This is a genomic window from Streptomyces sp. 5-10 (assembly GCF_014712245.1).
Taxonomy (GTDB): Bacteria; Actinomycetota; Actinomycetes; order Streptomycetales; family Streptomycetaceae; genus Streptomyces; species Streptomyces violaceusniger.
Window position 1 is genome coordinate 75936 of the sequence record NZ_JACVYG010000035.1, and the last position, 25920, is coordinate 101855.

Annotated in this window: 24 protein-coding genes; 8 read left to right on the forward strand and 16 right to left on the reverse strand. The window is 70.8% G+C overall.

Annotated elements, in window-relative coordinates; all coding sequences use genetic code 11:
- From IEJ02_RS31440 to IEJ02_RS31455, 4 genes are all read right to left on the reverse strand, one after another.
- Nucleotides 1–945 carry a hypothetical protein gene (locus tag IEJ02_RS31440; RefSeq protein WP_223864774.1) on the reverse strand — a complete coding sequence of 315 codons (945 nt, stop codon included), beginning with the start codon at nt 943–945 and terminating at the stop codon, nt 1–3.
- Between the two features lie 14 nt (nt 946–959).
- A complete protein-coding gene (locus tag IEJ02_RS31445; RefSeq protein WP_191067925.1) occupies nt 960–2780 on the reverse strand; it encodes an alpha/beta hydrolase in 1821 nt (606 codons plus the stop codon).
- A gap of 8 nt (nt 2781–2788) precedes the next feature.
- Nucleotides 2789–3223, reverse strand: coding sequence for a hypothetical protein (locus IEJ02_RS31450; protein ID WP_317985972.1), 435 nt, complete (start codon nt 3221–3223; stop codon nt 2789–2791).
- A 140-nt stretch (nt 3224–3363) separates the two neighbouring features.
- Nucleotides 3364–4257: a DUF72 domain-containing protein gene (locus IEJ02_RS31455; protein WP_191067926.1), complete on the reverse strand. Its 894-nt coding sequence runs from the start codon at nt 4255–4257 to the stop codon at nt 3364–3366.
- A gap of 123 nt (nt 4258–4380) precedes the next feature.
- Here IEJ02_RS31455 and IEJ02_RS31460 point away from each other — a divergent pair, with 123 nt between their 5' ends.
- Nucleotides 4381–5049: a lytic polysaccharide monooxygenase auxiliary activity family 9 protein gene (locus IEJ02_RS31460; protein WP_191067927.1), complete on the forward strand. Its 669-nt coding sequence runs from the start codon at nt 4381–4383 to the stop codon at nt 5047–5049.
- Nucleotides 5050–5222: 173 nt separating this feature from the next.
- Complete coding sequence (locus tag IEJ02_RS31465; protein ID WP_191067928.1) at nt 5223–5903, forward strand: DUF4234 domain-containing protein; 681 nt, start codon at nt 5223–5225, stop codon at nt 5901–5903.
- Between the two features lie 14 nt (nt 5904–5917).
- On the opposite strand, the gene IEJ02_RS31470 is transcribed toward IEJ02_RS31465, so the two are convergent.
- The 3 genes from IEJ02_RS31470 to IEJ02_RS31480 form a co-directional block, all read right to left on the reverse strand.
- Complete coding sequence (locus tag IEJ02_RS31470) at nt 5918–6379, reverse strand: hypothetical protein (RefSeq protein ID WP_191067929.1); 462 nt, start codon at nt 6377–6379, stop codon at nt 5918–5920.
- Nucleotides 6380–6489: 110 nt separating this feature from the next.
- Nucleotides 6490–6888, reverse strand: a complete 399-nt coding sequence (locus tag IEJ02_RS31475; protein ID WP_191067930.1) for a DUF427 domain-containing protein — start codon at nt 6886–6888, stop codon at nt 6490–6492.
- 108 nt (nt 6889–6996) lie between these two features.
- A complete protein-coding gene (locus tag IEJ02_RS31480; RefSeq protein ID WP_317985973.1) occupies nt 6997–7551 on the reverse strand; it encodes a MarR family winged helix-turn-helix transcriptional regulator in 555 nt (184 codons plus the stop codon).
- 121 nt (nt 7552–7672) lie between these two features.
- On the opposite strand from IEJ02_RS31480, the gene IEJ02_RS31485 reads away from it, so the two are divergent.
- Nucleotides 7673–10150, forward strand: coding sequence for an MFS transporter (locus IEJ02_RS31485; RefSeq protein WP_223864776.1), 2478 nt, complete (start codon nt 7673–7675; stop codon nt 10148–10150).
- A 74-nt stretch (nt 10151–10224) separates the two neighbouring features.
- On the opposite strand, the gene IEJ02_RS31490 is transcribed toward IEJ02_RS31485, so the two are convergent.
- Both IEJ02_RS31490 and IEJ02_RS31495 read right to left on the reverse strand, forming a co-directional pair.
- Nucleotides 10225–10515, reverse strand: coding sequence for a hypothetical protein (locus tag IEJ02_RS31490; protein WP_137979534.1), 291 nt, complete (start codon nt 10513–10515; stop codon nt 10225–10227).
- Nucleotides 10516–10684: 169 nt separating this feature from the next.
- Nucleotides 10685–11908 (reverse strand): MFS transporter, encoded by a 1224-nt coding sequence (locus IEJ02_RS31495; RefSeq protein WP_191067931.1) that lies wholly within the window; start codon nt 11906–11908, stop codon nt 10685–10687.
- Nucleotides 11909–12001: 93 nt separating this feature from the next.
- On the opposite strand from IEJ02_RS31495, the gene IEJ02_RS31500 reads away from it, so the two are divergent.
- Nucleotides 12002–12892, forward strand: a complete 891-nt coding sequence (locus IEJ02_RS31500; RefSeq protein WP_191067932.1) for a LysR family transcriptional regulator — start codon at nt 12002–12004, stop codon at nt 12890–12892.
- Nucleotides 12893–12920: 28 nt separating this feature from the next.
- Here IEJ02_RS31500 and IEJ02_RS31505 read toward each other — a convergent pair whose 3' ends face one another.
- Together IEJ02_RS31505 and IEJ02_RS31510 are read right to left on the reverse strand one after the other, a co-directional pair.
- Nucleotides 12921–13433: a GNAT family N-acetyltransferase gene (locus IEJ02_RS31505; protein ID WP_191067933.1), complete on the reverse strand. Its 513-nt coding sequence runs from the start codon at nt 13431–13433 to the stop codon at nt 12921–12923.
- 321 nt (nt 13434–13754) lie between these two features.
- Nucleotides 13755–14846, reverse strand: coding sequence for a ferritin-like domain-containing protein (locus IEJ02_RS31510; RefSeq protein ID WP_223864797.1), 1092 nt, complete (start codon nt 14844–14846; stop codon nt 13755–13757).
- Nucleotides 14847–15061: 215 nt separating this feature from the next.
- On the opposite strand from IEJ02_RS31510, the gene IEJ02_RS31515 reads away from it, so the two are divergent.
- The 4 genes from IEJ02_RS31515 (at nt 15062) to IEJ02_RS31530 (ending at nt 19136) form a co-directional block, all read left to right on the forward strand.
- The gene (locus tag IEJ02_RS31515; RefSeq protein WP_191067935.1) at nt 15062–15991 is read left to right on the forward strand and encodes an AurF N-oxygenase family protein; all 930 of its coding nucleotides are present in this window, start codon (nt 15062–15064) and stop codon (nt 15989–15991) included.
- Between the two features lie 377 nt (nt 15992–16368).
- The gene (locus IEJ02_RS31520; RefSeq protein WP_223864778.1) at nt 16369–17166 is read left to right on the forward strand and encodes a TetR/AcrR family transcriptional regulator; all 798 of its coding nucleotides are present in this window, start codon (nt 16369–16371) and stop codon (nt 17164–17166) included.
- Nucleotides 17167–17493: 327 nt separating this feature from the next.
- Nucleotides 17494–17760, forward strand: coding sequence for a DUF8847 domain-containing protein (locus tag IEJ02_RS31525; RefSeq protein WP_046087342.1), 267 nt, complete (start codon nt 17494–17496; stop codon nt 17758–17760).
- A gap of 146 nt (nt 17761–17906) precedes the next feature.
- Nucleotides 17907–19136: a C40 family peptidase gene (locus tag IEJ02_RS31530; RefSeq protein WP_191067936.1), complete on the forward strand. Its 1230-nt coding sequence runs from the start codon at nt 17907–17909 to the stop codon at nt 19134–19136.
- Nucleotides 19137–19175: 39 nt separating this feature from the next.
- Here IEJ02_RS31530 and IEJ02_RS31535 read toward each other — a convergent pair whose 3' ends face one another.
- From IEJ02_RS31535 to IEJ02_RS49105, 5 genes are all read right to left on the reverse strand, one after another.
- Entirely contained in the window at nt 19176–20549 is a 1374-nt protein-coding gene (locus IEJ02_RS31535; RefSeq protein WP_191067937.1) for a styrene monooxygenase/indole monooxygenase family protein, read from the reverse strand.
- Between the two features lie 76 nt (nt 20550–20625).
- Complete coding sequence (locus IEJ02_RS31540) at nt 20626–21237, reverse strand: GTP-binding protein (RefSeq protein ID WP_137980939.1); 612 nt, start codon at nt 21235–21237, stop codon at nt 20626–20628.
- Nucleotides 21238–21271: 34 nt separating this feature from the next.
- A complete protein-coding gene (locus tag IEJ02_RS31545) occupies nt 21272–21664 on the reverse strand; it encodes a DUF742 domain-containing protein (RefSeq protein WP_191067938.1) in 393 nt (130 codons plus the stop codon).
- Nucleotides 21661–22152: a roadblock/LC7 domain-containing protein gene (locus IEJ02_RS31550; RefSeq protein WP_191067939.1), complete on the reverse strand. Its 492-nt coding sequence runs from the start codon at nt 22150–22152 to the stop codon at nt 21661–21663. Before IEJ02_RS31550 ends, IEJ02_RS31545 begins: the two co-directional genes overlap by 4 nt.
- Nucleotides 22149–25919, reverse strand: a complete 3771-nt coding sequence (locus IEJ02_RS49105; protein WP_317985974.1) for a nitrate- and nitrite sensing domain-containing protein — start codon at nt 25917–25919, stop codon at nt 22149–22151. Before IEJ02_RS49105 ends, IEJ02_RS31550 begins: the two co-directional genes overlap by 4 nt.
- Nucleotide 25920: the final 1 nt, after the last annotated feature.

Sequence of the window (25920 nt, forward strand, 5' to 3'; positions counted from 1 at the left end):
TCAGGCGTCCGTGACAGTGACTTGGGCAGCGGGTGTAGTCACCGCGACGCGTAGCGTTCCCTCGGCCGAGGGGACGAGCTGTGCCACCGTTTTGTCCTCTTCGTGGAGGGCGAACAGGGCAGGAACAGAGGCATCCGTGGCGACGTGGCGTACGGTCCAGTTGGCGTTCTCGAGGTACGCCTGTGCCCGTCCGATCGCGTCGGCTGCCTCCTCGGCGGTAAGCGGGTCGGTAGACCAGTCGTGGTGGAGCCAGGTGCCGTCGGCGTCCTCAACGGAACGCACGCCGTTGCCCTCGCCCCGCGAGGCGTGCCTGACCCGGAGTGCGTCGTAGATCCGGCTGGAGTGGTCGAGGGCACGGCGCACACCGGGGTCGTCGGCGGCCGGAGCCGAGTGCAGGGCGGTGCTGTCGGCCTTGGACGCGGGCTCACCGGCAGGGGCGAAGCAGGGCGAGGTCACCACAATGGAGGCGAGCCCCTCCCCCTTGGCCCGGTCCACGACCCCGGTGACGGCGTCCATCCAGAAGTCATCGGGTTCGGTGCGCATGTCGACTGATGGAAAGGGTTTGGACCAGTCCTCATCGGAGTCCTGGAATGTGTAGCCCTGCTTCACCCAGGCGTCCCGGGCCTGCCGCACCAGTTTCTTGGCCGCCGAGCCCGGGACCCCCGTGAGCTGGTAGCTGAGGCTGAGTTGCAGCCGATCGTCAGAACCGTGATCATCACGGGCCACGCAGGGACCCACGGGCTCGGGACCGATCCGCTTGAGAGTCGGTTTGGGTGACATGCCGTCGACGGCCTGGTGAATGATCTCTTCCGCGCGCTTGGTGGCCTGCTCTTCATCCATGGTGACCTGCTTCGATGTCGCTTCGTCGTCCTTCCCCTGCCCGTCCTGCTCCGATCCGCACGCCGTCGTCGCGAGCGTCGCGGCCAGCAGGGCGACCGCCACCATCATGGTGCGTGGTTTCACGGTCGCCCTCCGGTAACGATCTCGGCCATGTGTTTGAGGGATTTTCCCTCCCAGTACTGGGAATGAGCGGGCATGAGTCCGTCCGAGCCGGGGGCCTTCCCATCGGCGACCTTGAACGTCTGACCACCGAAGTCGTCGGTCGTGGGGTCGGTCCCATGCACGATCGTGTGGTCGTCGAAGAGCCGTACGTACTCCATCGGGTTCAAAGGCGCCAGGAATCCCGCTTTGGGAGGGGCAAGGTTGATCAGGTCGTTCTTGGCGGTGGCCGCCCACATGTGGTCCCGCGGGATGTTCAGGTCGTCGGCATGCTTGACCCCCATGCCCGGGCTGCCCACGGCGATCGCGTTGTCCACAGGCACATCAGGGTGGTCCCGCATGGTCTCGCCGGCCACCAGACTGCCGTAGCTGTGGCCCACAAGCGTCGAGTTCACATGTCCGCCGTTTGCCGTATCGATACCGGTCAGGAAGTCGTTCAGGGGCTGACGGGCGTGGTCGGCGTACTTGGTGTCCGAAGCCTCTCCCACGATGCTCTGGGGCGCGTCGTAGCCCAGCCAGAGGACCGACGCCGTCGAGTGGGCCGGATCCGCAATCTGCGCCTGCGTCTGGAGAAGCTGCGCCCTGCGGATGTCACCGTCGACAGAACTCAGCTTGGCGAAGGTTCCCGGCACGTAGGTGGCCACGTTGTCCGCCGTGTCGGGGTTGCCTATGGACACGATGGCGTGCCCGCGATTCCTATTGTCGATCCCCAGGAGATAAGGGCGTGTGTCCTCACCAGTGTAGGTGTCGAAGCGCCGCTGGATCGCGTCCATGCCGTCGATACGGCCCTGGATCTCCTTGCGTTTCGCGTCCCACCTCTTCCACTCCTCCGTCGGCACCTGCACATTCTCCATGGTGGTGCCCGTCATCGGGTTGAGGTACGGCTCGTAGTGCTTCGGCTCCTTCTTCAGCCAATCATTGAGCTGTCCCTGTGCGGCGCCGCGGGTCTCGGCGAGCACGAGCTGGTTCGCCTCACTGCGTACGTCGGCCGGGAGTCCGTCCATCCGGCCGACCGAGTCGGGGTGCAGGGTGATGTACTCGGCCCGCTGCTCCTCACTGAGGCCCTTCCACCACGAGGCGTTCTCCTTGGGGGTGCCGTGCTTCGGCGGGTCCTTGAGCAAGTCCAGGTAGTCCTTGGCGGCCTTGCTCACCCCGCCGGTGTCGGACTTCACATCGACCCAGTCACGACCCGAAACGACCAGATCGTCGTCGGCCTTCAGCGCTCGCAGCTTCGGCGCCCACTTCTCGTCCGCCTCCGTGGCCTCCTCCAGCGCATGCGCGATGCGGTTGGCGATGCCCTGGGCAATCTTGAAGTTCGGGTTGGGGTCAAAGTTGGCCGCCTGCCGGTCGACCGCTGACGCGGTCGGATCCGTGACACCGTCGGCCTTACCGCCCTCAGGCTTCTTGCCGTCGCTCTCCTTGCCGGCCGCTGGATAGCTGACCGAGCCGTCGGAGTTCACTGTGAACTTGTGAGACCCGGCATCCTCCAATGCCGCATCCAGCTTTTTCTTCGCCGCGTCCACATCGAAGGCGAAACCGTTCAGTGCCGTACTGATCAGCCCGCATTCCACCTGTGTGTAGTGGAAGTTCTGCGACAGCTGTCGTAACTGTCCCTGCGCCGCCTCCAGTGCCTCGCCTTTCAGGGAATTCCGCATCCCAACCGCTATCTGGTTGTCGATATGCTCTTTGGCCGCCGACGCCATGTTCCCCATCGCGCGATACCCGTCGGCAGCGTTTTCGAACTCCGATGGATTGAGCGCCTTGAGCGTCTTGAAGTCCATGCCCCGCCTCACCCGTGCGCGGTCCGGCCGCCGACGGCGGGCGTGTCCTCGTACTTGGCCTTCAACTTATCGACCTCGGCTTTGACCGCTTGGTCGATGTTCGCGTGGTCGTGGCCCGTCTGCTCCATCGCCTTCCGGAGCTCACCGCATCGCTTGCTCACGTCCTTGGCGTAACGCTTCCAGGAATCAAGGACCGCGCGCTGGGCCGCGGCAGTTTGGCATCCCGCGTCCTCGCCCAACCCTTTCTGCCCCTCGTCGAGCTCCGTCAGCGCTTTTCGGATGCCTTCACGTAGCGACCCAACGCCCTCACCGGCCTTGCGCCACGCCGCCTTGCTGGACTTCAGGTCTCCCGCTCCGCCCGACGACTCGCTCTCGGCACTGTCCAGCTTCATCCGTCCTGCGGCGTTCTGCTTGAGCTGGGTCCACTCTTGTGCGAACGTCACCCCGTTAGCCCTCCCCGATCCAGCCACTGAAGTGACTTATTGTGGCGTACTTTTGTGACGCCGCGCAGACGAGGGTGCATGTCGCACTCATGTCTGGTACGGATTCAGGCCAAAGCCTGACGGCGGCCAGGTGGTCACCCTTAACCCGCGGGCGCGCCAAGCAACTGCCGCATCGACTCCGCGGCGCGGACTGCCGCGTCGGCGCAACAGTTGTTGAACAGGGCGTGGACCTCGTCGGCCTGTTCGGCCATTTCGTGGAGGCGGGGGATCCACTCCGTCAGTTCCTCCGGGGCGTAGGTGTGGCGAAAGCGTTCCTCCTTGGTGCCCGTGTCCCAGGCGTCGTTGCGGCCGTGGAATCGGGTCACCGCGAGGCGGGGGGAGGTGACCGGGGTGACCGGGGGTATGGAGGTGGGCAGTTTCTGGGTCATGTCCACGGCCACGGCGGACATGTCCCAGTCCTTGAGCGCCGCCTCGGTCTTGGCCTGCTCGCCTTCCTGCCACCAGGCGGGGTGCCGGAACTCTACGGCGACGGGCCAGCCTGCCGTGCGCTGGGCGCATTGGGCGAGGAACGGCTTTGCCTGTGCGTCGCCGGGGGCGAACCAAGGCGGGAATTGGAAGAGCAGGGTGCCGAGCCGTCCTGACCTCTTCAGGGGTTCCAGCGCTCCGCTGAAGCGCTGCCATACCTCGTCGAGCAACCCCGGATCGATGTCTGCGGGCCTCGGGCGTGCGCTCCTTCGTCCGGGCAGTGCGTCGCGCAGGTCGGCGGGGAGGGCGTTCGGGGTCGTCGGGTGGGCGGTGAGGAGGGAGAACGCCTTGACGTCGAAGCGGAATCCGTCCGGGGTGCGCTCGGTCCACAGGGTGCTGTTGCGGGCGCTGGGGAGGGAGTAGTACGTGGCGTCCACCTCCACCACCGGAAACTGGGCGGCGTAGTGCCGCAGTCTTCCCTCCGCGTCGCGCAGCCCCGGTGGGTACCAGCCGCTGGACACCAGAGCGCGGTCCGTCCATGAACAGGTGCCGACCAGAATCTCGCCCATGCCGTGCCGACTACCCCGCCGCCCCGGCTCTACGTTTCGGGGGCTCCCCCTCGGGGAAGCCCCCCTTGGGAGCGCTCCCAACACTCTCCCACTCCCCCAAGGACGATGGAGGAAGATCGCGAAGTGATTTGTCATGAACGCGGTAATCCCTTACGTTGGGCAACTCGCGCCCTCGGCCTGCTGGCCGCCGCGCTGCTGTGCCTGATCCCGTGGTCCACCACCGCGAGCGCCCATGGATCCGTCGTCGATCCCGCGTCCCGCAACTACGGTTGCTGGCTGCGCTGGGGCGACGACTTCCAGAACCCGGAGATGGCGCAGAAGGACCCCATGTGCTGGCAGGCGTGGCAGGACAACCCGAACGCCATGTGGAACTGGAACGGGCTGTACCGCAACGGCTCCGCCGGCAACTTCCCAGCGGTGATCCCGGACGGGCAGCTGTGCAGCGGTGGCCACACCGAGGGTGGCCGCTACAACTCGCTGGACAAGCCGGGCGCCTGGCAGACGACGAAGATCGGCGGCAAGTTCACCGTCAAGCTGTACGACCAGGCCAGCCACGGCGCGGACTACTTCAAGGTGTATGTGTCCCGCCAGGGCTACGACCCCACCACCCAGCCGCTCAAGTGGAGTGACCTGCAGCTGGTCGCCACGACCGGCAAGTACGCCCCCAGCCAGAACTACTCGATCGACGTCAGCACCTCCGGCTACACCGGCCGCCACGTCGTCTACACGATCTGGCAGGCGTCGCACATGGACCAGACGTACTTCCTCTGCAGTGACGTGAACTTCAGCTGAGCCGCCTCTCAAAGACGCACGCACCCGCGCACCACGGCCCCGCCGGACACGCCCTGTCCGGCGGGGCCGTCGGCCCGGTCCTGGAACCGCTTACGGATGAACGGGGCCGGAGCGATGATGAAAGGGGGAGACAAACACCGCGGCTGTTCCAGCATGAGAGGACTGGAATCAGCATGGAACAGATCCACGCAGTTCGTCAGGTCGATCGCTATGTACACCAGCGGCGCGCCACCGACCAGAGGTTCGTCAGCTGGCCCCTCTACTACTTTCTGCTCAGGTGGGTCACTCTTGGCATCTACGCGATTGTGATCTTCTATCGTCGCTTGAAACGCGCCGATCTCTTCAGGGACCGCCAGGCCCACTACACCGCGGCGGTCATCACCGCCACCCGCCAGTTCGCCGAGCAGCACGAACACTACGGAGCGGCCCGCGATGACCTCAACGACCTGTGGCGATTCATGAAGGAGCGCTTCGAGGACGAACACAAGCCGATCAAGGCGGGAGCGTCCCTCGCGCTTTCATTTCTCACGCTCGGGATTTACGGGTTCTACGCCACCTACCGCACGATGCGATTTTGGTGGGAGATACAGCTGACCGGGCAGGATTTCTATGACCAACTGGGCACGATCTGGGCCAAGTTGGGGTTGATCAACTACCCCGTGACCCTTGAGGTGAACGAGAACCTGCATCGCAGCTTCGGAATCTACCTCTTCCTCACCATCATCACGCTCGGGATTTTCTGGATCGTATGGGATTACCGCATGCATACCGATCCTGAAAGGATCTACCCAGAGTTCCATTCAGCCGAGGACGGTGTCCTCGGCGCGCTCCGCACCATCGATATGCGCGGGTGAGCCGCTGCTGCCGGTCAGGCGAGGGGGCAGGGGAGGTCTCGGGTCCAGTGGTTGGGGGTGCACGTGACCAGGGCCAGGGAGAGGAACGACGTGCGGCCCAGGTAGAAACCGAAGGACACGTCCGTGCCGTGGGTGAGGCGGTCGGTGGCCGTGGTGATCAGGCGGGCCAGGCGGGCGGTGTCGGCTTCCTGGTGGGAGAGGAAGCCGGGGGCGTGTTCGGTCAGTTCGCGGCCCAGCCAGGCTGCCGCGTCCTTCGGTTCTTCGAAGGTGGCGCGGATGAGGGTGGGGGTCTTCAGGAGCCAGAGGGACGTTTCCAGTGGGGGGAGCTCCGAGTGGCGGAACGTTTCCAGAAGCGTGCGGTAGTGCTCCTCGTCCTCCGCCGTGGCGGGCGGGCGGGGGCGGTCGGGTGGGCGGCGAAGGGCCTCCCGGTCGAACAGCTCCTTCTCGCCCAGCCACGAGTACGCGTGGATGTGCACGCGTCAGGGGTTCCCCCCGGGGGTTTCTCCGAAGGCCACTGATGGGGTGATGTCGGGGTGGGGTGCTCCTGGTCGCCTCTGGTCGCCTCTAGTCGCGCGCTGGTGTTCTCCTAGTTCGAGATTTCGATCTTTGCCACCTCGTCGTAGAACGACAGGTGGTCCTTGATCTCCGACACCTTCTCGATCGGCTGCGGGTACGCCCACACCACGTCCGGCCGCGGCTCCGCGCCCTCGCCTGCCGGGCCGCGGTAGGTCCAGTACGCGGCCTCGCCCTTGAAGGGGCAGGTGGTGTGGGTGTCGGTGGGCTCGAAGAGGGTCAGGTCCACGTCCTCCGGGGGGAGGTAGTAGCGGACCGGGAGACCGGTTTCGTGGACGAGCAGGGGGCGGGTCGACTCCGCTACGACGCGGCCGTCGATCGTGACCGTGACGTGCTGCGCGCCGCGCTCCACGTCAACGCGGTGTCCGCCGCTGGTGCCGGTGGTCTGGGGGTGGGAAGCGGGGGTGGGCATGTCTTCCTGGCCTCCTCGGTATGTCGTTCCGGGTCGGGAATCCCGGCGGGTTTTCCTCGTGTGACAGGGGTCATGTCCCTTGTTCTCGCAACGTCCTCCGCCGCCCCCTCATTCCGGCGCGCCGACCGCCTCGTCCGCCTCCCGTGGCCAGGCCCGGCCCTCCTGGCGTTCCACCTCGCGGTTGAAGCGGGTCAGGACGTCCTCGAAGCGGGCCACGTCCTCCGGGGTCCACGACTCCAGCAGCCGGGACAGGCCGGTCTGCCTGCACGTCCGTTCCGCCGCCATGCGGTCGGCGCCCTGGGGGGTGACGCGGAGTTTGCGGGCCAGGCCGCCCTCCGGGTCCGGGATGCGTTCGACGAGGCCGGCCCGGAGCAGGGCGCCGGTCTGGCGGTTGACGGTCGAGACGTCCAGCTGGAACGCGTCGGCCAGCTGGCCGATGGTCATCGCGCCCTCCGCGTCCAGGCGGGAGAGGAGCAGGTAGCCGGAGCGGTCCAGGCGGGTGGGAGTGCACGGTTCGGTGCCAGGGGTTGTGCCGGTGTCCGGCCGCGCCGTGGGGGCCTGGGGGTCCGGGCCCTGGCCCTTGCGTTCGCGGGGGCTCAGGACTGAGCACCTGGCCACCAGCATCAGCTCGCGTTCCAGCCGCTCCAGCCGACGATCCAGCACGATTCCTCCTCGCCTCCCCCGCGCCCCTCAATGGAAGTGTGCACGATACACACCCTGTGTATGATGCACATCTCTCATGCTTCCATCAATCCCCTGAACTTTCTTTGGAGGCGGCATTCGCATGCCCCAGTCAGCCCCACCTCGCGTCGCGGAACCTCTGAGCGCCGCGCCGTCCGGCACGCCGCTCCCGCGGGAGGTCGGCGGCGGCTTCGTGGCGGTGCTCGCGTTCTGCGGCATCGCCGTGTCCGTCATGCAGACGCTGGTCGTTCCGCTGGTCACCGAGCTGCCCCAGCTGCTGCACACCACCAGTTCCAACGCGTCCTGGGTGGTCACCGCCACCCTGCTCGCCGGTGCCGTCTCCACGCCCGTCATGGGGCGGCTCGGGGACATGTTCGGCAAGCGCCGGATGCTGATGGTCGCACTGGCGCTGATGGTCATCGGCTCGCTGACCTGCGCCGTCACCTCCGAACTGGTCGTGATGGTGATCGGCCGGGCCATCCAGGGCGGGGCCATGGGGGCCATTCCGCTCGGCATCAGCGTCATGCGGGACGAGCTCCCGCCGCACAAGCTCGGCTCGGCGATGGCCCTGATGAGCTCGTCGCTCGGCATCGGCGGCGCGCTGGGGCTGCCCGCCGCCGCGTTCGTGGCACAGCACACCAACTGGCACGTGCTCTTCTACGGGGCCGCGGGGCTGGGCGCGATATCCATCGCCCTCGTGCTCGCCGTCGTCCCGGAGTCCTCCGTCCGCACCCCCAGCCGCTTCGACGCCATCGGCGCGCTCGGGCTGACGGCCGGTCTCGTCTGTCTGCTGCTGCCCATCACCAAGGGCGGTGACTGGGGGTGGACGAGCGGCACCACGCTCGGACTGTTCGGCGCGGCGGTCGTGATCCTGCTGCTCTGGGGCGTCTTCGAGCTGCGTACCGCCGAGCCGCTGGTCGATCTGCGGACCACGGCGCGGCGTCAGGTGCTGCTGACCAACCTCACCTCGATCATGGTCGGCTTCTCGTTCTACGCGATGTCGCTGATCCTTCCGCAGCTGCTGCAGCTGCCGAAGGCCACCGGGTACGGCCTGGGTCAGTCGATGGTCATGGCCGGGCTCTACTTCGCCCCCATGGGCGTGGCGATGATGCTGGTCTCCCCGCTGTCCGCGCGGATCAACGCCGCGAGGGGGCCGAAGGTCTCGCTGGTCCTCGGGCTGCTCGTCATCGGCGCGACATACGGTGCGGGGCTCGTCATGATCGACCACATCTGGCAGGTCGTGGTGCTGTCCACCGCGCTCGGCGTCGGTATCGGCATCGCGTACTCGGCGATGCCCACCCTGATCGTCAGCGCCGTCCCGGCCGCCGAGACGGGTGCGGCGAACGGGCTCAACACCCTCATGCGGTCGATCGGCATGTCCACCTCCAGCGCGGTGGTGGGCGTGATCCTGGCGCACCAGACGATCGACTTCGGTGGGGTGGCGCTGCCGAGCAAGGACGGGTTCAAGGTCTCGTTCCTGGTGGCGTGCGCCGCCTCGGTCGTCGGTCTGCTGATCGCCCTCTGCCTGCCCGCGCGGCGGCGGGCGGCGGGTCGGGTGGCGGGCTCGGCTCCCGCTGCCGCTTCGGCTCCGGCGGCCGCTTCGGGTCCCGCTGCCGCTTCGGCTCCGGCGGCCGCTTCGGCTTCGGTGGCCGCTTCGGCTTCGGTGGCTGATTCCGGTCCTGTGGCTGACTCCGCGCCGGTTGGTGCTCCGGTTCCGGTCGCCGTTGCTGCCGCGGAGCCGGTCGCCGCGGTCGCCGAGGTCTCCGCAGACGCCGAGGTCGTCGACGACCTCCCCGTCCTCACCGGCAGCGTCATCCACGGCCGTGTCCTCGGCCCCGGCGACACCCCGCTCGCCGGCGCCGCCGTCACCCTCATCGACACGGGCGGCCGCCAGCTCGGCCGTACGGTCACCGGCCGCGACGGCCGGTACCACCTGCCCGCCCCCGACACCGCGAGCGTCGTCCTCATCGGCTCGGCCGCCGGGCATCAGCCGCAGGCCGCCACGCTGCTGGTGTCCGACCTGCCGGTCGTCTGCGATCTGCGGCTGTCCGGCGGGGGCGGGCTGACCGGGTCCGTACGGGCCGTCGGCGGGGAGCCGCTGGCCGGTGCGACCGCCACCGCCACCGGGCCCGAGGGCGAGGTCGCGGGGTCGGTGACCGCCGACGAGAAGGGCGAGTTCGCGCTGCCGGAGCTGGCCCCGGGGACGTACACGCTGACCGTGGCCGCCGCCGGGCACCGGCCGTACGCCACCCAGGTCGAGCTCACCACCGGTGAGCCGGTGCGCGTGGACGCCGAGCTGCCGCCCGCGGCCCGGGTCCGGGGCACCGTACGGGACCGGAGCGGCCGGCCGCTCGGGGACGCGCGGGTCTCGCTCCTGGACGCCTCCGGGGACGTGGTCGGCCAGGTCATCACCGGTGCGGACGGGTCCTTCGGCTTCGAGGCGCTGACCGGCGACCACTACACGGTGGTGGCCAGCGGCTATGCCCCGGCGACCCGACAGATCACGGTCGGCGGCGCGGCGGGCACCGAGCGGCGGGATGTGGACTTCCTGCTGGGGCACGGCGACGACGGCGAGGAGTGAGTCCGGGGGCCCTCAGCGGGAGGGCCCCGGCGGAGCGTGATGTAAGGAGCGGCGTCTAGGGCGCCGCTCCTTACTCATTCGTCCTGCCCTGGGAGGCTCTCCTCCTCGGCGAGGCCCTCCTCCTCGGAAAGGCCCTCCTCCTCGGGGAGGCTCTCCCACGCCTCGCCCTTCCGGTACAGCTCGTAGCCCTCCTCGTCCGCGATGGACTCCGCCTGGGCTCGGCTGCGGAGGGAGATCTCGTACGTGTGGCTGTCGACGGTCGCGTGGACGCCCGAGCCGTCGGTGACCGTCTCGATCGAATGCGTCTCGTAGATGACGCGTCCCGGCTCGCACTTGCTCCAGACCACGTGCATGCTCACTGCCATCGGACCCACTCCCGCAGACGAGTCCCCTGGTTTCAGGGTCTCACCTGATCGCCGGGTCCACATGGCCTGACATGGTCCTCGTGGCCTGACGTCGCCCTCGTGGCCGGACGTCGCCCTCGCGGCCTCCGTACTCCCCTCAGCCCCTCACCTCCGTACTCCCGCGGCCCGCTCACCTCCGTCTGCCGAACAGCGCCACGTTCGCCAAGGCGAGGACCACCAGCGCGCCCCCGAACCACATCACGCTGGGGACCGCGATCGCGTCCACCGCCCGGCCGCCGAGCAGCGCGCCCAGCGAAATCGCCACATTGAAGACCCCGACGTACAGCGCCGACGCCGCCTCCCGCGCGTCCGGTGCCGCGTGCAGCACCCAGGTCTGGCAGGTCACCGACACCCCGCCGTACGCCAGGCCCCACACCAGCAGCAGTACGGCCGCCCCCGCCGTCGTGGCACCGGCGACCGGGACCAGTAGCTCGGCCGCCGCCAGCAGGGTGAAGATGACCATGAGGGTGCGGCGCGGATCGCGGTGGGCGGTGGCGCCGGCCAGGAAGTTCCCGGCGATGCCCGCCACGCCGTACGCCAGCAGCAGGGTGCTGATCAGGCCCGTCCCGACCCCGGCGACCACCTCCTCGAGCACCGGGCGGACGTATGTGTACGCGCCGAAGTGGCCGGTGACCAGCAGCAGGGTGGTGATGAGGCCGGTCCGCAGCCGGACGTTGCGGAACAGCCCCGGCACCTCGCGCAGCCGGATGGTGCCGGTGGCGGGCAGCGGCGGCAGGGTGACGGCCATGGCGGCGGCCACGGCCAGCGACAGGGCGGCGAAGGCGGCGAACGCGACCCGCCAGTGGACCAGATCGCCGAGGAGCGTCCCGATCGGCACCCCGAGCACCGAGGCCACCGCGATACCGCTGAAGATCAGGGTGGTGGCGTGGCCCGCGGAGCGCTCGGGCACCAGCCGCGGCGCGAGCCCGCCCGCGATGGACCACACCCCACCGATGCTCACCCCGACCAGCACCCGGGCGAACAGCAGGACGGCGAAGCCGGGCGCGAGCGCGGACAGCAGATTGGCGACGGCCAGCAGGACCATCAGCCCGCACAGCACCAGCCGCCGGTCGTAGCGGCCGACGGTGACGGTGAGCAGCGGGGCGGCGAGCGCGGCGACCAGACCGGGCACGGTCATGGCGAGCCCCGCCGTACCGTCCGAGACCCCGAGCGCGGAGCCGATCGAGGTGAGCAGGCCGACCGGCAGCATCTCGGTGGTGACCACCGCGAAGGTGACGACCGCGACGGCGACGACGGCGAGCCAGGCCCTGAGCCAGGCTCTGAGCGGCGAGCGCACCGCCGGAGGTGACCCGGATGTGCCTGCCGGAGCGGTGAGTTCCGTGCTATTGGACATGTCTTTAGCGAACAGCCGTGCCCCTGCGGGAACAACGCCGAAGTTTTCAGCCTTCCATGAGCGAGGCTCATCAATCGGTGTCGGTAGGAGGCCATGGTCGGGTTGGAGATCCGCGAGCTGGAGTGCTTCCTCGTGCTGAGCGAGGAGCTTCACTTCGGCCGCGCGGCGGAGCGGTTGTACGTCTCGCAGAGCCGGGTGAGCCAGCTGCTGCGGAACCTGGAGCGCCGGATCGGTGCCCGGCTGCTGGAGCGCACCAGCCGCCGGGCGCGGCTGAGCCCGCTCGGCGAGCGGTTCCTGGCCGAGCTCCGGCCCGCCTACGAGGCGCTGTACGGGGCCTTCGAGAGCGCCCGCGAGGCGGCGCGCGGGGTGGACGGCGTGCTCCGGATCGGGTTCCAGGGGGTCGCCGATGAACGGGTGACGGCGGCCATCGCCGCCTTCCGGGACCGCCACCCCGGCTGTGAACCGACGACCGTGGAGATCCCGCTGGCCGATCCGTTCGGCGCGGTGCGGGCCGGTGAGGTGGACGCCGCGATCGTCTGCCTGCCGGTGGCCGAGCCCGACCTCGTCCTCGGCCCGGTCTTCTCCAAGCAGCCGCAGACCGTGGTGGTCTCCGCCCGCCATCCGTTCGCGGGCCGCGGCCGGGTGGACGCCGACGCGCTGGCCGACTGCCCGCTGATCGGCCCGTCCGCCCCCGCGCCGCGCTACTGGCACGACGCGATGGCGCCCGCCGCCACCCCCGGCGGGCGGCCCATCCCGCGCGGGCCGCTGGTGCACACGCTCCAGGAGGGGCTGGCGGCGGTCGCGGCGGGCCGGGGCGGGATGCTGCTGTGCGCCCCGACGGCGGAGTACCACCGCCGCCGGGACATCACCTTCGTACCGGTCGAGGGGGTGCCGGACTCGATGCTCGGCCTGGTGTGGCGGCGGGCGGACGAGACCGCGCGGCTACGGGCGTTCGGGCGGGCGGTGGAGGAGCTGTGCCCGTAGGAGGCCCGGCGCCCCGTCGGCGTCCCGGCTAGCCCACATCCCTGCGCATGCACACCCGCGGCCAGCGGTCCAGCCCATGACCGGCCTCGCTGAGCCGGATCTCGCGCAGGCCGGGGGTCAGCTCGGCCTCGGCCAGGGTCCGGAAGCCGCACCGCGCGGCGTAGTACGGGGCGTTCCAGGCCACGTCGACGAAGGTGGTCAGGGTGAGCGCGGGGACGCCGTCGCGCGCGGCCCGCGCCGCGATGTGGTCGATCAGGGCCCGTCCCACGCCACGGCGGGCGCTGTCGGGGTGGACCGAGATCTGCTCGATATGGATGTTTCCGTCGACCGGGTCGGTGATCAGGTACGCCATCGCCCGGTCGGTGTCGTCCACCGCGACCCAGGCCCGTCCGGCCCGCTGGTAGCGGCTCAGCTCTTCCAGGCTCAGGGGCTCGTCATCGGCGACTTCGTCCATGCCGATGTCCCGGAAGCAGAGTCCGGCGGCGCGCTCTATGTCCTGGAGGACGGGGAGTTCTTCACTGGTGCTCGTTCGAATCCGCACCCCACCATCATCCTCCGGAACGCCGGTACAAAGGTGTGCCCCCCACCGCCGTGGAGAGCACCCTTCGGCCGTTCCTTCATATGAACGCATATGAACGCCACCGGACCGAGGTCACCCCAATGACCTCGGCCTTCTCCGCTGGCGGTGATCATGAATCTACCAAGGTCGGTGCGTGGAGGCGAGACTGAGGGGGCGTCATCTCCATTCTCACGCCTCCGGTGTGTTCTCATGCTTCCGCTGTGTTCTCATGCTTGCGCTGTGTTCTCATGCTTGCGCTGCGTTCTCGTGCTTGCGCCGTGTTCTCGTGCTTGCGCTGCGCCCTCATGCCTCCGCCCCGGCCGCCCCCTCCGCGATCGCCTCCTGTACCTCGCCCGTGCGCGCCGCCTCCTCCGCCGCGAAGCGCTGCCGGTCCAGCCGCTCGGCCAGCTCCTCGTCCTGGTGCATCAGCAGGTCGAGGTTGCTGTCGCCCAGCTCCAGCACGCCCATGTCGACGTACGCCCGCTGCAGCCGCTCGCCCCACAGCCCGATGTCCTTCACGCACGGCACGATCCGGCTGAAGAGCAGCTTGCGGAACATGTGCAGGAACTGCGACTGCTCGCAGTACTCCTCGGCCTCGGCCTTCGGGATGCCGAAGTTCTCCAGGACCTCAACGCCGCGCAGCCGGTCGCGCATCAAGTAGCAGCCCTCGATGACGAATTCCTCGCGCTCGCGCAGCTCGGCGTCGCTCAGCTGCCGGTAGTAGTCGCGCAGCGCCATCCGGCCGAAGGCCACGTGGCGGGCCTCGTCCTGCATGACGTAGGCGAGGATCTGCTGGGGCAGCGGCTTGTCGGTGGTGTCGCGGATGAGGCCGAACGCGGCGAGCGCCAGGCCCTCGATGAGCACCTGCATGCCCAGGTAGGCCATGTCCCAGCGGGAGTCGCGGAGAGTGTCGCCGAGGAGGGTCTGGAGATCGGTGTTGATGGGGTAGACCGTGCCGAGCTTGTCGTGCAGGAAGCGGCCGTAGAGCTCGGCGTGGCGCGCCTCGTCCATGGTCTGGGTCGCGGAGTAGAACTTCGCGTCGAGGTCGGGCGCGGACTCCACGATCCGGGCCGCGCACACCATCGCCCCCTGTTCGCCGTGGAGGAACTGGCTGAACTGCCAGGCGGCGACGTGATGGCGCAGCTCGCCCTTGTCCCGGTCGGTCATCCGGTCCCAGTGGCGGGTGCCGTAGAGGGCGAGCGACTCATCGGGGGTGCCCAGCGGGTCGTACGGGTCCACGTCCAGGCCCCAGTCGATCCGCTTGACCGCGTCCCACTGCTTGTCCTTGCCCTTCTGGTAGAGGGCGAGCAGCCGGGCCCGGTGGTCGTCGTACTCCCAGCTGAATCGGGCGGCGCCGCCGGCGGGCACCTGCCACAGGGGGTCTCCGGGATCCATCGCGTAGAGCTCTTGCGTCGCCACCGACGCCTCCTTCGCCTCGCTCCCCCGTGAACGGATGCGTACTCGGCAGGCTCACACGTCCGTTACTCAGCGGTCAATAAGACCTCCTCGAGGGATTGACGGCCTTGCTGACACGGAGTCTCATAAGAGGTATCCGCCGGTAACCGTTCCCACCGGCGTCTGTCCGAGCCATCAGTGAGGTGCCCTCAACGATGACCACCACGACCGAACCACCCGCGCTCAGGGACGCGCTCGGGCTGATCAAGGACCGTGAACGGGTCGCGGAGCGGCTGCTCCAGTCCTCCGCCAAGCACTCCTTCGACCCCGACACCGAACTGGACTGGGACGCGCCGTTCGAGCCCGGCAAGTGGTTCTGGCCACCGGAGCTGGTCTCGCTCTACGACACGCCCATGTGGCGCCGGATGCCGGAGGAGCAGCGGCTGCTGCTGTCCCAGCACGAGGCGGCGGCCCTCGCCTCCCTGGGCATATGGTTCGAGATCATCCTGATCCAGCTGCTCACCCGGCACATCTACGACAAGCCCGCGACCAGCGCCCATGTGCGGTACGCGCTCACCGAGATCGCCGATGAGTGCCGCCACTCCAAGATGTTCGCGCGGCTGATCACCAAGGGCGGCACCCCGGCGTATCCGGTCGCCCCGCTCCACCACAACCTGGGCCGGTTCTTCAAGACGTTCTCCACCACGCCCGGTTCGTTCACCGCGACCCTCCTCGGCGAGGAGATCCTGGACTGGATGCAGCGGCTGACCTTCCCCGACGAGCGCGTTCAGCCGCTGATTCGCGGGGTGACCCGGATCCATGTGGTCGAGGAGGCCCGCCATGTGCGGTACGCGCGCGAGGAGCTGCGCCGCCAGATGCTACGGGCGCCGCGCTGGGAGGCGGAGCTGACCCGGATCGGTTCCGGGGAGTTCTCCCGGATCTTCTCGCAGGCGTTCATCAACCCCAAGGTCTATACGGACGTGGGGCTCGACCGTCGCGCGGCCGTCGCTCAAGTGCGGGCCAGCGCGCATCGGCGTGAGGTGATGCGCAGCGGGGCGCGCAAGCTCACCGAATTCCTTGATGACGTTGGGGTGATGCGGGGCGTGGGGCGTCGGCTGTGGAAGAGTTCGGGGCTGCTGGGGTAGGGCCTGTCGTCGATGGGGCCGTCCGGCCGCGAGCGGGGTCTGGCCGGGGGCGGGGTCTGGCCGGGGGCGTCGGGCGGGGTGGGGCGCCTGCGGCGGGCTGTTCCCCTCCCCGCCCCTTCCCGAAACTGGGGCTCTGCCCCAGACCCCGGGGTCGATGGGCGGAACCCCTGCCCCGCGACGGAGTCCGCCGGGCACCCCGTAGGGCTGGGACCGAGGGGGTCATCGGCCGTCGGGCCAAGGGGCATCGGGCCGCCGGACCCAAGGGCGCGTTCGGGCCGCCGGACCTAAGGGCGCCTTCGGGCCGGACCCGACGCTCCCTTCGGGCGGGACCGAAGGGTGCATCCGCTCCGTAACGATGGGCGGTTACGCTGCCAGGCATGACGAGAGGCAGCGGCACCGCTCCGGCGCCCCCGGAGGCGACACCCCCGGCGGAGGCGACCGCCGCCGCGAGCCCACCGGCCGCGCGCCGGGGCAGCTACCGCAGGCTGAGCGTCGAGGCGCGGCGCGCCGAACTCCTCACCGCCGCGCTCGACCTCTTCGCCCACCGCGCGCCCGAGGACGTGTCGCTGGACGATGTTGCCTCGGCCGCCGGGGCCTCCCGTCCGCTGGTCTACCGCTACTTCCCGGGCGGCAAGCAGCAGTTGTACGAGGCGGCGCTGCGCAGCGCCGCCGATGAGCTGGAACGGTGCTTCGAGGAGCCCAGGAGTGGCCCGCTCAGCGCCCGGCTGAGCCGGGTGCTGGACCGCTATCTGGCCTTCGTGGACGAGCACGACGCGGGGTTCAGCGCGCTGTTGCAGAGCGGCAGCGTGGCCGAGACCTCGCGGACGAACGCGATCGTGGACGAGGTGCGGCGGGCGGCGGCCGAGGAGATCCTGCTCCACCTGGCGGTCAAGGAGCCCGGTGCGCGGCTGCGGATGATGGTGCGCACCTGGATCACGGCCGTCGAGGCGGCCTCGTTGATCTGGCTGGACGAGGAGAAGCGGCCGTCGCTGGAGGAGTTGCGCGACTGGCTGGTGGACCAGTTCGTGGCGATGCTGACCGCCACCGCCGCCACCGATCCGCAGACGGCCCGGGTGCTGAAGGCCGCGGTCAGGATGGAGCCCGCCGAGGGGCCGGTCGGGCGTTTGGCGCGCCGCGTGGTTCCCACGCTGGGCGAGGCGTCGCACCTGCTGTGACGAGCACGGCCGGTGCGACGTACGGTCGAGCGGCCGTGGTGAGACGAACCACCGCCGCGAGACGCACGCTCGCGGCAAGACGAACGGCCCTCGCGAGACGAACCACCGCCGCGAGATGCACGGCCACGGGGAACGAACGGTCATCGCGAGACGCACGGTCATGGCGAGACGAACCGCCCTCGTAAAACGTACGGTCGCGGCGCCACGAACCGCCGCCGCGATACGAACCACCGCCGTGAGACGAACCGCCGCCGCGATACGAACCACCGCCGTGAGACGAACCGTCGTCGTGAGACGAACCGTCGTCGTGAGACGTACCGTCGTGCCGTGAGAAGCGAGGAGACGCCCTTCGTGGGTGGGCCGCTGGACGGGCGGGTGCTGTCGGTGCTGGTCGGCCTCACGGGTCAGCCGCCGAAGACCTACGAGGTGCCGGTCGAGGACGAGGCGGGCGGACCGCCGACGGTGTATGTCTACCGCAGGGTTCCCGCCGCCACCTCCAAGCGGCTGGGCCTGGTCCGGGGCTGGGCCTATGAGTACGACCCGGAGGGGAAACCAGGCGGCGGGCTGAAGTGGCCGTGGTCCAAACCGAACTGACCGTCGGGCCGAGCGACGGGCCCCGCCGGATGGGTGACCGTATTCGTCCGACTCGCCCACAATTCTCCTGAAGATACGAACGTCATGCCACGATCCCTGCTGAGCTGGACGCCGAACAGAGGCGTCTCGGAACCGGAGGTGATCACGTGTCAGGACGGATCGTGGGCTCGGTCTGCGCGGCGGCGATCACCGCGGCCGCCGCAGTGGTGCCCGCCGTCCCGGCGGCCAAGGCGTCGGCCGCCCCCGCCCGCCCCGCCGACCGGTCCGTGTCCGAGCTGCTGACGCAGCTCAAGACGCTGTACCGGAAGGCCGAGGAGGCGACGGAGGCGTACAACGCGACCGAGGAGAAGCTGTACAAGCAGCGCACCAGGACCAGGAAGCTCACGGCCCAGCTCGTCCACGCCCGTACGGAGCTCGCCGACAGCCACGACGACGCGGGACGGCTGGCCCGTCGGCAGTACCAGGGCCACAGCGCGCTCTCCTCCTACAGTTTCCTGCTGACCCTGCTCACCCCGCACCCGGAGAACGCCGCCGACGAGGCGCGGGAGCTGGATCGGGCGGCCGGCCGCGAGGCCGCGCTGATCCAGCGGCTGACCAAGGGCGAGCGGCGCGCCGACACCATCGCCACCCGGGCGCGGGCCGCGCTGGACAAACAGCTGTCCCTGGCGGCGAAGCGCAAGAAACAGCGGGACAAGGTGAAGAAGCGGCTCCACTCCATCGAGAAGCTGCTGGCCGCGCTCAGCACCCGCCAGATCGCCCAGGTGGCCCAGCGCGAGCGCCAGGAGACCGCGAAGGCCCAGCGCAAACTGCTCGCCTCCGGGGCGCTCGGCACCGCGAACGGCACCGCGAACGGTGGCACGAGTGGCGGCACGGGCACCGGCGCCGCCCCGGCCCCCGGGGACGGCCGGGGCACCCCCGCGGCGGGCACCCCCTCCCCGGTGGCCACCGTCACCGCGCCCCGCCCCCGCCAGTCCCCCGGCCACCGCCCCGGAATGGCGTCCGCGGAGGCCGGGCGGCGGGCGCTCGCCTACGCGCTCAGCCAGATCGGCAAGCCGTACGTCTGGGGCGCCGAGGGGCCGGACTCCTTCGACTGCTCGGGGCTGACCTCCTCCGCCTGGGCGTATGCAGGGCGGACCATCCCGCGCACCAGCCAGGAGCAGTGGCGCCGGCTGCCACGGGTGCCGCTCAGCCAGCTGCGCCCCGGCGACCTGGTGATCTACTACAAGGGTGCGAGCCATGTGGCGATGTACGCGGGCAACGGCCAGGTGGTCCAGGCGCCGCGCCCCGGTCAGCGGGTGAAGCTCTCCCCGCTCGCCTCCAATCCGCTGCAGGGCGTGGTGCGCCCGGGTCCGGTCACGGTGGCCAAGAAGCGGTGACGGCTCCGGCGACGGCCGGTGCGGCCGGTGCGGCCGGTGTCAGCGGGAGGACCGGACGGCCTCGTGGGCCCGGTCGTCCGCCTCGACCTCGACCTCGTCCCCCGCCACATCGTCGGCCTCGGCCTCGGCCTCAGCGGCCCCCGCTTCAGCAGCCTCAGCTGCCTCAGCCTCTTCCCTGACCTCCTCCAGATAGGCGGCCGCCTTCTCCGGCTCGTAGAAGAAGTTCTCGAAGTCGGAGGGGTCGTCGAAGCCGTTGGCGATGCGGTGGGCGACCGCGGGGAAGGCGGACCCCGCGTCGAGGAGGTGCACGATGTGCTCCGGCGGCGGGGCCAGCATCGTGTTGGTCCACTTGGTGACGTGCCGCGCGCTCTCCCAGTAGCGGTCGAACGTCGTCCGCATCCACTCCTCGTCGAACGGCCGGTCGCCGCGCTCGAGGATGCTCTCCAGATAGACCGCCGCGCACTTGGCCGCGGAGTTGGAGCCCTGGCCGGTGATCGGGTCGTTGGCCACCACGACATCGGCCACGCCCAGCACCAGCCCGCCGCCCGGCAGTCGCCCGATCGGGTGGCGTACGGTCGGCGCGTACCGCCCGGACAGCGTGCAGCCCGCGTCCGTCAGCTCGACCTTGGTGGCGCGCGCGTACTCCCAGGGCGTGAAGTGTTCCATCAGCTCCAGGACGCGCTCCAGGTGCTCCGCGGGGTCGGTGATGCCCTGGAACGCGTCGGCCGGACCGCCCGGGACGGCCTCCCAGAAGAGGATGTCGGCGCGGCCGGTGGTGGTGAGCGCGGGCACCACGAAGAGCTCGCCGACGCCGGGCACGAGATTGCAGCGCACCGCCTCGACGTCGGGGTGCTCGGGGCGCGGGTCGAGGCCGTGCACATAGGCGACCGCGAGGGCGCGCCGCGGGGTGTCGTACGGGGAGCGGGCGGTGTCCCGGCCGAAGAGCGAGACCAGTTCGCCCTTGCCCGCGGCCACCAGCACCAGGTCGTACTTTCTGACGAGGACGTCCAGGTCGGAGACGGCGGCGCCGTGGATGACCACCTGGCCGCCGCGCTGCTCGAACGTCTCCATCCAGCCGGCCATCTTGATCCGCTGGTCGACGGACTGGGCGTGGCCGTCGAGCCGGCCGACCCAGTCGATGACCCGCGGATGGCCCCCGGGAGTCGACGGCCCGGCGACCGAGATCCCGAGGCCCTCGATCCGCGGCGCCCGCTCCTCCCAGAAGTTGAGCCCCAGATCGCGCTCGTGGTCCAGCGCGGTGCGGAACATGCACTGGGTGGACATCACCCGCCCGCCGCGGATCTCATCGGCCGTCCGGTTGGACAACAGCGTGAGCTCGTAGCCCTGTGACTGGAGGCCGAGGGCGAGTTGGAGGCCGGACTGACCGGCACCCACGATGAGTATGTGCCGCAAGGCTGTCGACTCTCCTCACGCTCGGGCCGAACAGAGGAACGGAGCATTCCATCCCACGGGCGGAGCAGAGGTTACGTCATTCGGGTGACACGTCAACGGCGTGCCTCACCAGCGCCAGCAGCGCGTCCACGACCGCGATCCGGCGCCGGGCGTCCATCATCACCACGGGCACGGAGGGCGCCACGGAGAGCGCGTCCCGTACGTCCTCGGCCTGGTAGAGCGGGGTTCCCTCGAAGTGGTTGACCGCCACCACGTACGGCAGTCCGAGGCTCTCGAAGTAGTCCAGCGCCGGGAAGCTCTCGTCCAGGCGCCGGGTGTCGACCATCACCACCGCGCCGATGGCCCCGCGCATCAGGTCGTCCCACATGAACCAGAAGCGCTGCTGGCCGGGGGTGCCGAAGAGGTACAGGACCAGATCGTTCTCCAGCGTGATCCGGCCGAAGTCCATGGCCACGGTGGTGGTCAGCTTCTCGGGCGTCGCCTCGAGGTCGTCCACACTCTCGCTGGCCTGCGTCATCAGCGCTTCGGTCTGGAGCGGAGTGATCTCCGAGACCGCGCCGACGAAGGTCGTCTTGCCGACGCCGAAGCCTCCCGCTATCACGATCTTGGTGGCGATCGGCGCGCGGGAGCGGTCCGTCTGCCACCTCTGGAGCACCTCCTCGGCCCCGGGTATCCCGGCCCCGGGTATCTCCGACGTCGCCGGCGGGGTCGCCGTGATCGTCTCAGAGCCTGCGAAGTCCACTGAGCACCCTTTCGAGCAACGCGCGGTCCGGCTGGCCGGGGCCCCGCCCGGTGCCGTAGACGCGGATCTTTCCCTGGTCGGCCAGGTCGCTGAGCAGGACGCGCACCACACCGAGTGGGATCTTGAGCATCGCGGAGACCTCCGCGACGGAGCGCATCCTGCCGCACAGTTCGATGATCGCCCGGATCTCCGGCAGCATCCGGGCGTTCAACCCGCTGGGGGCCGGGTCGAGCCGTCCGTCCGGAGACTCCAGCGCCGCGACGAAGGTCTCCACCAGCAGCACATGGCCGGAGCGGGTGCGGCCACCGGTGAGTGAGTACGGACGTACGCGAGCGGGTTTACGGGCGGGTCGGCCGGACCCGGCGGCCGTCACTGCGCGTGCTCCAGCGACCTGCGTAGTTCATTGCGGAGTTCGGGGGTGAGCACATGTCCGGCCCGGCCCACGAACAGCGCCATGTGATAGGCGACGACGGTCATGTCACAGTCGGGGGTGGCGTGCACCCCCAGCAGCGAACCGTCGCTGATCGACATGACGAACAGACTGCCCTCGTCCATCGCCACCATCGTCTGCTTGACGCCGCCGGCGTCCATCAGCTTCGCCGCGCCGAGCGTGAGGCTGCCGAGCCCCGAGACGATCGTCGCGAGATCCGCGCTGGAGCCCTTGGGGCCGTCCTGCGCCGACGGATCGGCCGCCGCGGCCGCGGCGTGGTGCCGTGCGTCGGAGGAGAGCAGCATCAGCCCGTCGGTCGAGACGACCACGACCGAGCGGACGCCCGGCACCTCCTCGACCAGGTTCGCCAGCAACCAGTGCAGATTACGGGCCTCGCGACTCAACCCGTAGGTACTACTGGGCGCATTCACCCGCGTGCCTCCTCAACCGTGCCACCCTCGTTCTGCGCCCCCGTTTGTCCTGCTGGTCCCCCGTGCCGCCGCGCGGGCTCGCCGCGGGCGGCGATCTCGGCGGCGGCGTCGCGGTGACCCTCGCGGGCGCCGCGCTGGAAGCCACCGAGCCGGCGCCGCAATTCCTCCGCGTTCACCGAGCCGGTCCGCTCCCGTGGATCGGGCTCCCGGAGCGCCACGTTCCGCGGTCGGCGCTTGGGAAGCCCCTTGTCGGTGCGCGCCACCTCGTCGTCCGGGCGGGCGTGCTGGTCGGGGCCGATGGCGTACGGATCGGCGGACGGCTCACCGCCGCCTGCCCGCTCACCACCCTCCGCCGTCCCGCCGCCGGGCGACGGCGGGACGCTGCCTTCGGAGCCGCCGTACGTCGCCGAGACGCCGCCTGCCGGGTCGTCGTACGACGCCGGGACGCTGCTTTCCGGGCCGCTGCCTGCGGCGGGGCCGCCCTCTGCCCGGCCGCTGCCCGCCGCCGGGGCGCCGGGCCACGCCGGGGCGCTGCCTTCCGAGCCGCTGTACGTGGGGGCGCCGTCTGCCGGGCCGATGCCTGCGACGGGGCCGCCCTCTGCCGGGGCGCTGCCTTCCGGGCCGCCGGGCCACGGGCCGCCGTTGGCCGGGCCCCAGGCGGCCGCGCCGACCGGGCGTATGCCGTGGCCGCCGATGTACCACTCGCGGTCCGCGTGGTCGTCGGGGTCTGCGCGGCCGTCGCGGGCGTCACGGGCGTCGGCGTCCGCGCGGTCCGCGGCGTCCGCACGTCCACCGCGACCCTCGCGGTCCTCACGGCTCTCGCGACCCTCGCGGTCGGCGGGATCCGTACGGTCCGAGCGACCACCGCGGTCCTCGCGGTCCCCCTGGCTCTCGCGCAGGCGGCGGAGCGTCAGCTCCATCGTCCGCTCGACGGCCGGGACCTCCGGCTCCTCGGCCTGGGAGGCCGGGGCCTTGTCGTCCGCACCGGACCGTGTGCCGTCCTGCCCGTCGGCCTGGGCCAGCTTGGGGACGCGCTTGGGCAGGGCGGGCAGCGTACCGGCGCTCTCCGGGGCCGGATGGCCGCGCGGCGGCGTGGGCTCCATGGGGTAGTCGCGGCCGGTGTCCGCGGTCCGCCCCCACCGCTCGCCGGGGACGGCCCAGGGAGCGCTCGGCTCCGGTTCGGCGGCCGCCTCGACGGACGCGCGGTCCGGGTCGAGCACGGGGTCCGGGTCGAGCACGGGGTCCGGGTCAGGCGCGGACCGCGGCCCGAATGCGGGCTCCCGACCAAGCCCCAGCTCACCAGGCACGGGCTCCGGGCCAGGCCCAGGCTCACCAAGCACGGTCTCGGGTCCAAGCACGCGCTCACCAGACACCGGCTCCCGACCAGGCCCAGGCTCACCAAGCACGGGCTCCGGGCCAGGCCCGGGCTCCCGCGCCGTCGAGGACGCGGCCGCGGTGTCGGTGGCCCGGGGCGCCGGGTCCGCGGGCCCCGCCTGCGGCGGGACCGGCGCGACCGGATCGGTAGCCGACGGCTCGGCGGCGGCTCCCGCCCCGGCGCCCGGCACACCCTCCCGGTCCTGGGAAACCTGGTCCCGAAGGCCCTGGGGGCCCCCGTCGGGGGCGACCGAACGGGCCTGCCCCGGCAGCGCGTTGGAGTTCGCCTCCGCCTCCGAGCCCGGAAAGCCCAGGAAGGAGGACGGTCCGGTGGCGCCGAACGTCGCGCCCGCGCCGACCGGCGGGGCGGGCGGCAGCCCGGCGCCGGGCGGACCGGAGGGGAGGATCTTCGTCGGGAGGACGACCACGGCCGCCACCCCGCCCGGCTGCTGCTCGCGCAGCTGCACCCGGATGCCGTGGCGCGCGGCCAGCCGGGTCACCACATACAGCCCGAGGCCCAGCGGGTCCTCCGGCTGGGGGCCCTGGCAGTACTCCGGCACGGGGTCGGCGAGCCGGTTGTTCAGCTCCACGAAGCGCTCGGGCGTCATGCCGATGCCCTCGTCCTGGACGGAGAGCATGACCTCGCCGGTCTCCAGCAGCCAGCCGGAGATCTGGACCGCGGCATCCGGCGGAGAAAACGATGTCGCGTTCTCCAGGAGCTCGGCGATCAGGTGGCTGACGCTGTCCGCGGCGAACCCCGCGACCTGGGCATGCGGCGGCAGCGCCTGGATCTGCACCCGGTCGTACCGCTCGACCTCGCTGATCGAGGCGCGCAGCACATCCAGCAGCGGCACCGGCCCCGGATGGGTGGCCTTCTGCTCCGAGCCCGCGATGACCAGGAGGTTCTCGCCGTAGCGACGCATCCCGGTGGCCAGGTGGTCGAGCTGGAAGAGCGTTTCGAGGCGGTCGGGGTCCTGCTCCCGCTCCTCCAGGGACTCGATGATGGCGAGCTGGCGCTCGATCAGGCCCAGCGAGCGCAGCGCGAGGCTGACGAAGCTGCCGTGGACCCGGGCCCGCAGCCCCTCCAGCCGGGTGGCGACCGCGTCCCGCTCGGCGCGCAGGCCGTCCCGCTCATCGGCCAGCCGCTGCCGCTCGCCGACGAGCCGGGTGCGCTCGCGCTCGAGCTCGGCGACCCGCTCGTACGTCCGCGTGGCCTTGGCGTGGAGTTCGTTGACGGCCCGTACGGCGTCCGCGAACTCGTCGTCGCGGCCCTTGAACGCCACCGGCTCCTCGGCCGCCGGATCGGCCGCGACCCGCCGGGCGCCGAGCCGCAGCGCGGCCAGCGGCCGGGTCATCGAGCGGGCGCTGTGCACCCCGGCGCCGAGGGCGACCAGCAGGGCGGCGCCGACGATGCCGATGCGCAGCTCCAGGTCGGTGACCTCGTCGTCCCGCACCCGCGCGAGCTGGGCGGCCTCGGCGGAGGCCAGCGAGGACTGTGCGCCGCGCATCTGGTCGATCCGGGCGTTCAGGGCGGCCTCGACGCGGTCCTTCTGGAGGAAGAAGTCATTGCCCGCGAGGCGGCTCTGGTCGGTGAGCCGGGCGAGGTAGCGCTCGGCGGAGCGGACCTCGGTGCCGTTGACGGTGCGCTGATAGGCCTCGCGCATGGCGGCGGGGGCCAGTTGCTCGAAGTCGTCGAGCGCCGACTGCTCGCGGAGGTTGGTCCGCTGGGCGGCCGAGACCAGCGTGGGCTGGCCACCGCCCGCGTCGAGCGCGGCCAGCAGCAGTCCGCGGGTGGCGGACGCCTCCTCCACCGCGCGGCCGAGCGGGGCCAGCGCGGCGGTGCCGCCGGAGTCGGCGTCGGCCGGGAGCCGGCGGGCGAGGGTGTCGGTGATCCCGTTCAGCGCCTGGACGGTGCGGGTGTAGGCGGTGAAGACGTCGGTGGCCGAGCCCTTGCCGGTCAGCGCTTCCTGCCGCAGCTCGGGGAGGGCGTCGAGGCGCCGCCGGACCGAGGCCGGGACCTCCTCGCGCACCTCGCGGACCCGGCGGTCGACCCGGGCGCGCATCTCCTCGGAGACCCCGCGGCCGGAGGCGGAGGTGCGGCCGTCGGCGACATAGCGGGTCATGGCGTCGCGCTCGTCGGCGAGGGCGTGGGCGAGGGTCACCGCGCCGCGGTTGGTCTCCGCGAGGTCGACGAGGTGCTGGGCGTCGGTCGTGTCGTCGAGGGCGAGCAGGACGGCGGGGGTTCCGGCCCCGAGGACGGCGACGGAGACGAGGGCGACGGACGTGGTGAGCCGACGACGGACGCGTGCGGTGTGCCGTCGCGGCGCCGCCTCATCCTGGCGTGGCTCGCCGACCGCATCGCGCGTGGTGCCCCGAAGCCGCTTCTTCCGCACC

Coding starts and splice junctions, on each gene's coding strand:
- IEJ02_RS31520 (WP_223864778.1), top strand. CDS start 16,369: ATGACGAGAGGCAGCGGCACCGCTCCGGCGCCCCCGGAGGCGACACCC.
- IEJ02_RS31440 (WP_223864774.1), bottom strand. CDS start 945: ATGGTGGCGGTCGCCCTGCTGGCCGCGACGCTCGCGACGACGGCGTGC.
- IEJ02_RS31445 (WP_191067925.1), bottom strand. CDS start 2,780: ATGGACTTCAAGACGCTCAAGGCGCTCAATCCATCGGAGTTCGAAAAC.
- IEJ02_RS31515 (WP_191067935.1), top strand. CDS start 15,062: ATGACCACCACGACCGAACCACCCGCGCTCAGGGACGCGCTCGGGCTG.
- IEJ02_RS31500 (WP_191067932.1), top strand. CDS start 12,002: ATGGTCGGGTTGGAGATCCGCGAGCTGGAGTGCTTCCTCGTGCTGAGC.
- IEJ02_RS31495 (WP_191067931.1), bottom strand. CDS start 11,908: ATGTCCAATAGCACGGAACTCACCGCTCCGGCAGGCACATCCGGGTCA.
- IEJ02_RS31510 (WP_223864797.1), bottom strand. CDS start 14,846: ATGGATCCCGGAGACCCCCTGTGGCAGGTGCCCGCCGGCGGCGCCGCC.
- IEJ02_RS31455 (WP_191067926.1), bottom strand. CDS start 4,257: ATGGGCGAGATTCTGGTCGGCACCTGTTCATGGACGGACCGCGCTCTG.
- IEJ02_RS31490 (WP_137979534.1), bottom strand. CDS start 10,515: ATGGCAGTGAGCATGCACGTGGTCTGGAGCAAGTGCGAGCCGGGACGC.
- IEJ02_RS31485 (WP_223864776.1), top strand. CDS start 7,673: ATGCCCCAGTCAGCCCCACCTCGCGTCGCGGAACCTCTGAGCGCCGCG.
- IEJ02_RS31475 (WP_191067930.1), bottom strand. CDS start 6,888: ATGCCCACCCCCGCTTCCCACCCCCAGACCACCGGCACCAGCGGCGGA.
- IEJ02_RS31465 (WP_191067928.1), top strand. CDS start 5,223: ATGGAACAGATCCACGCAGTTCGTCAGGTCGATCGCTATGTACACCAG.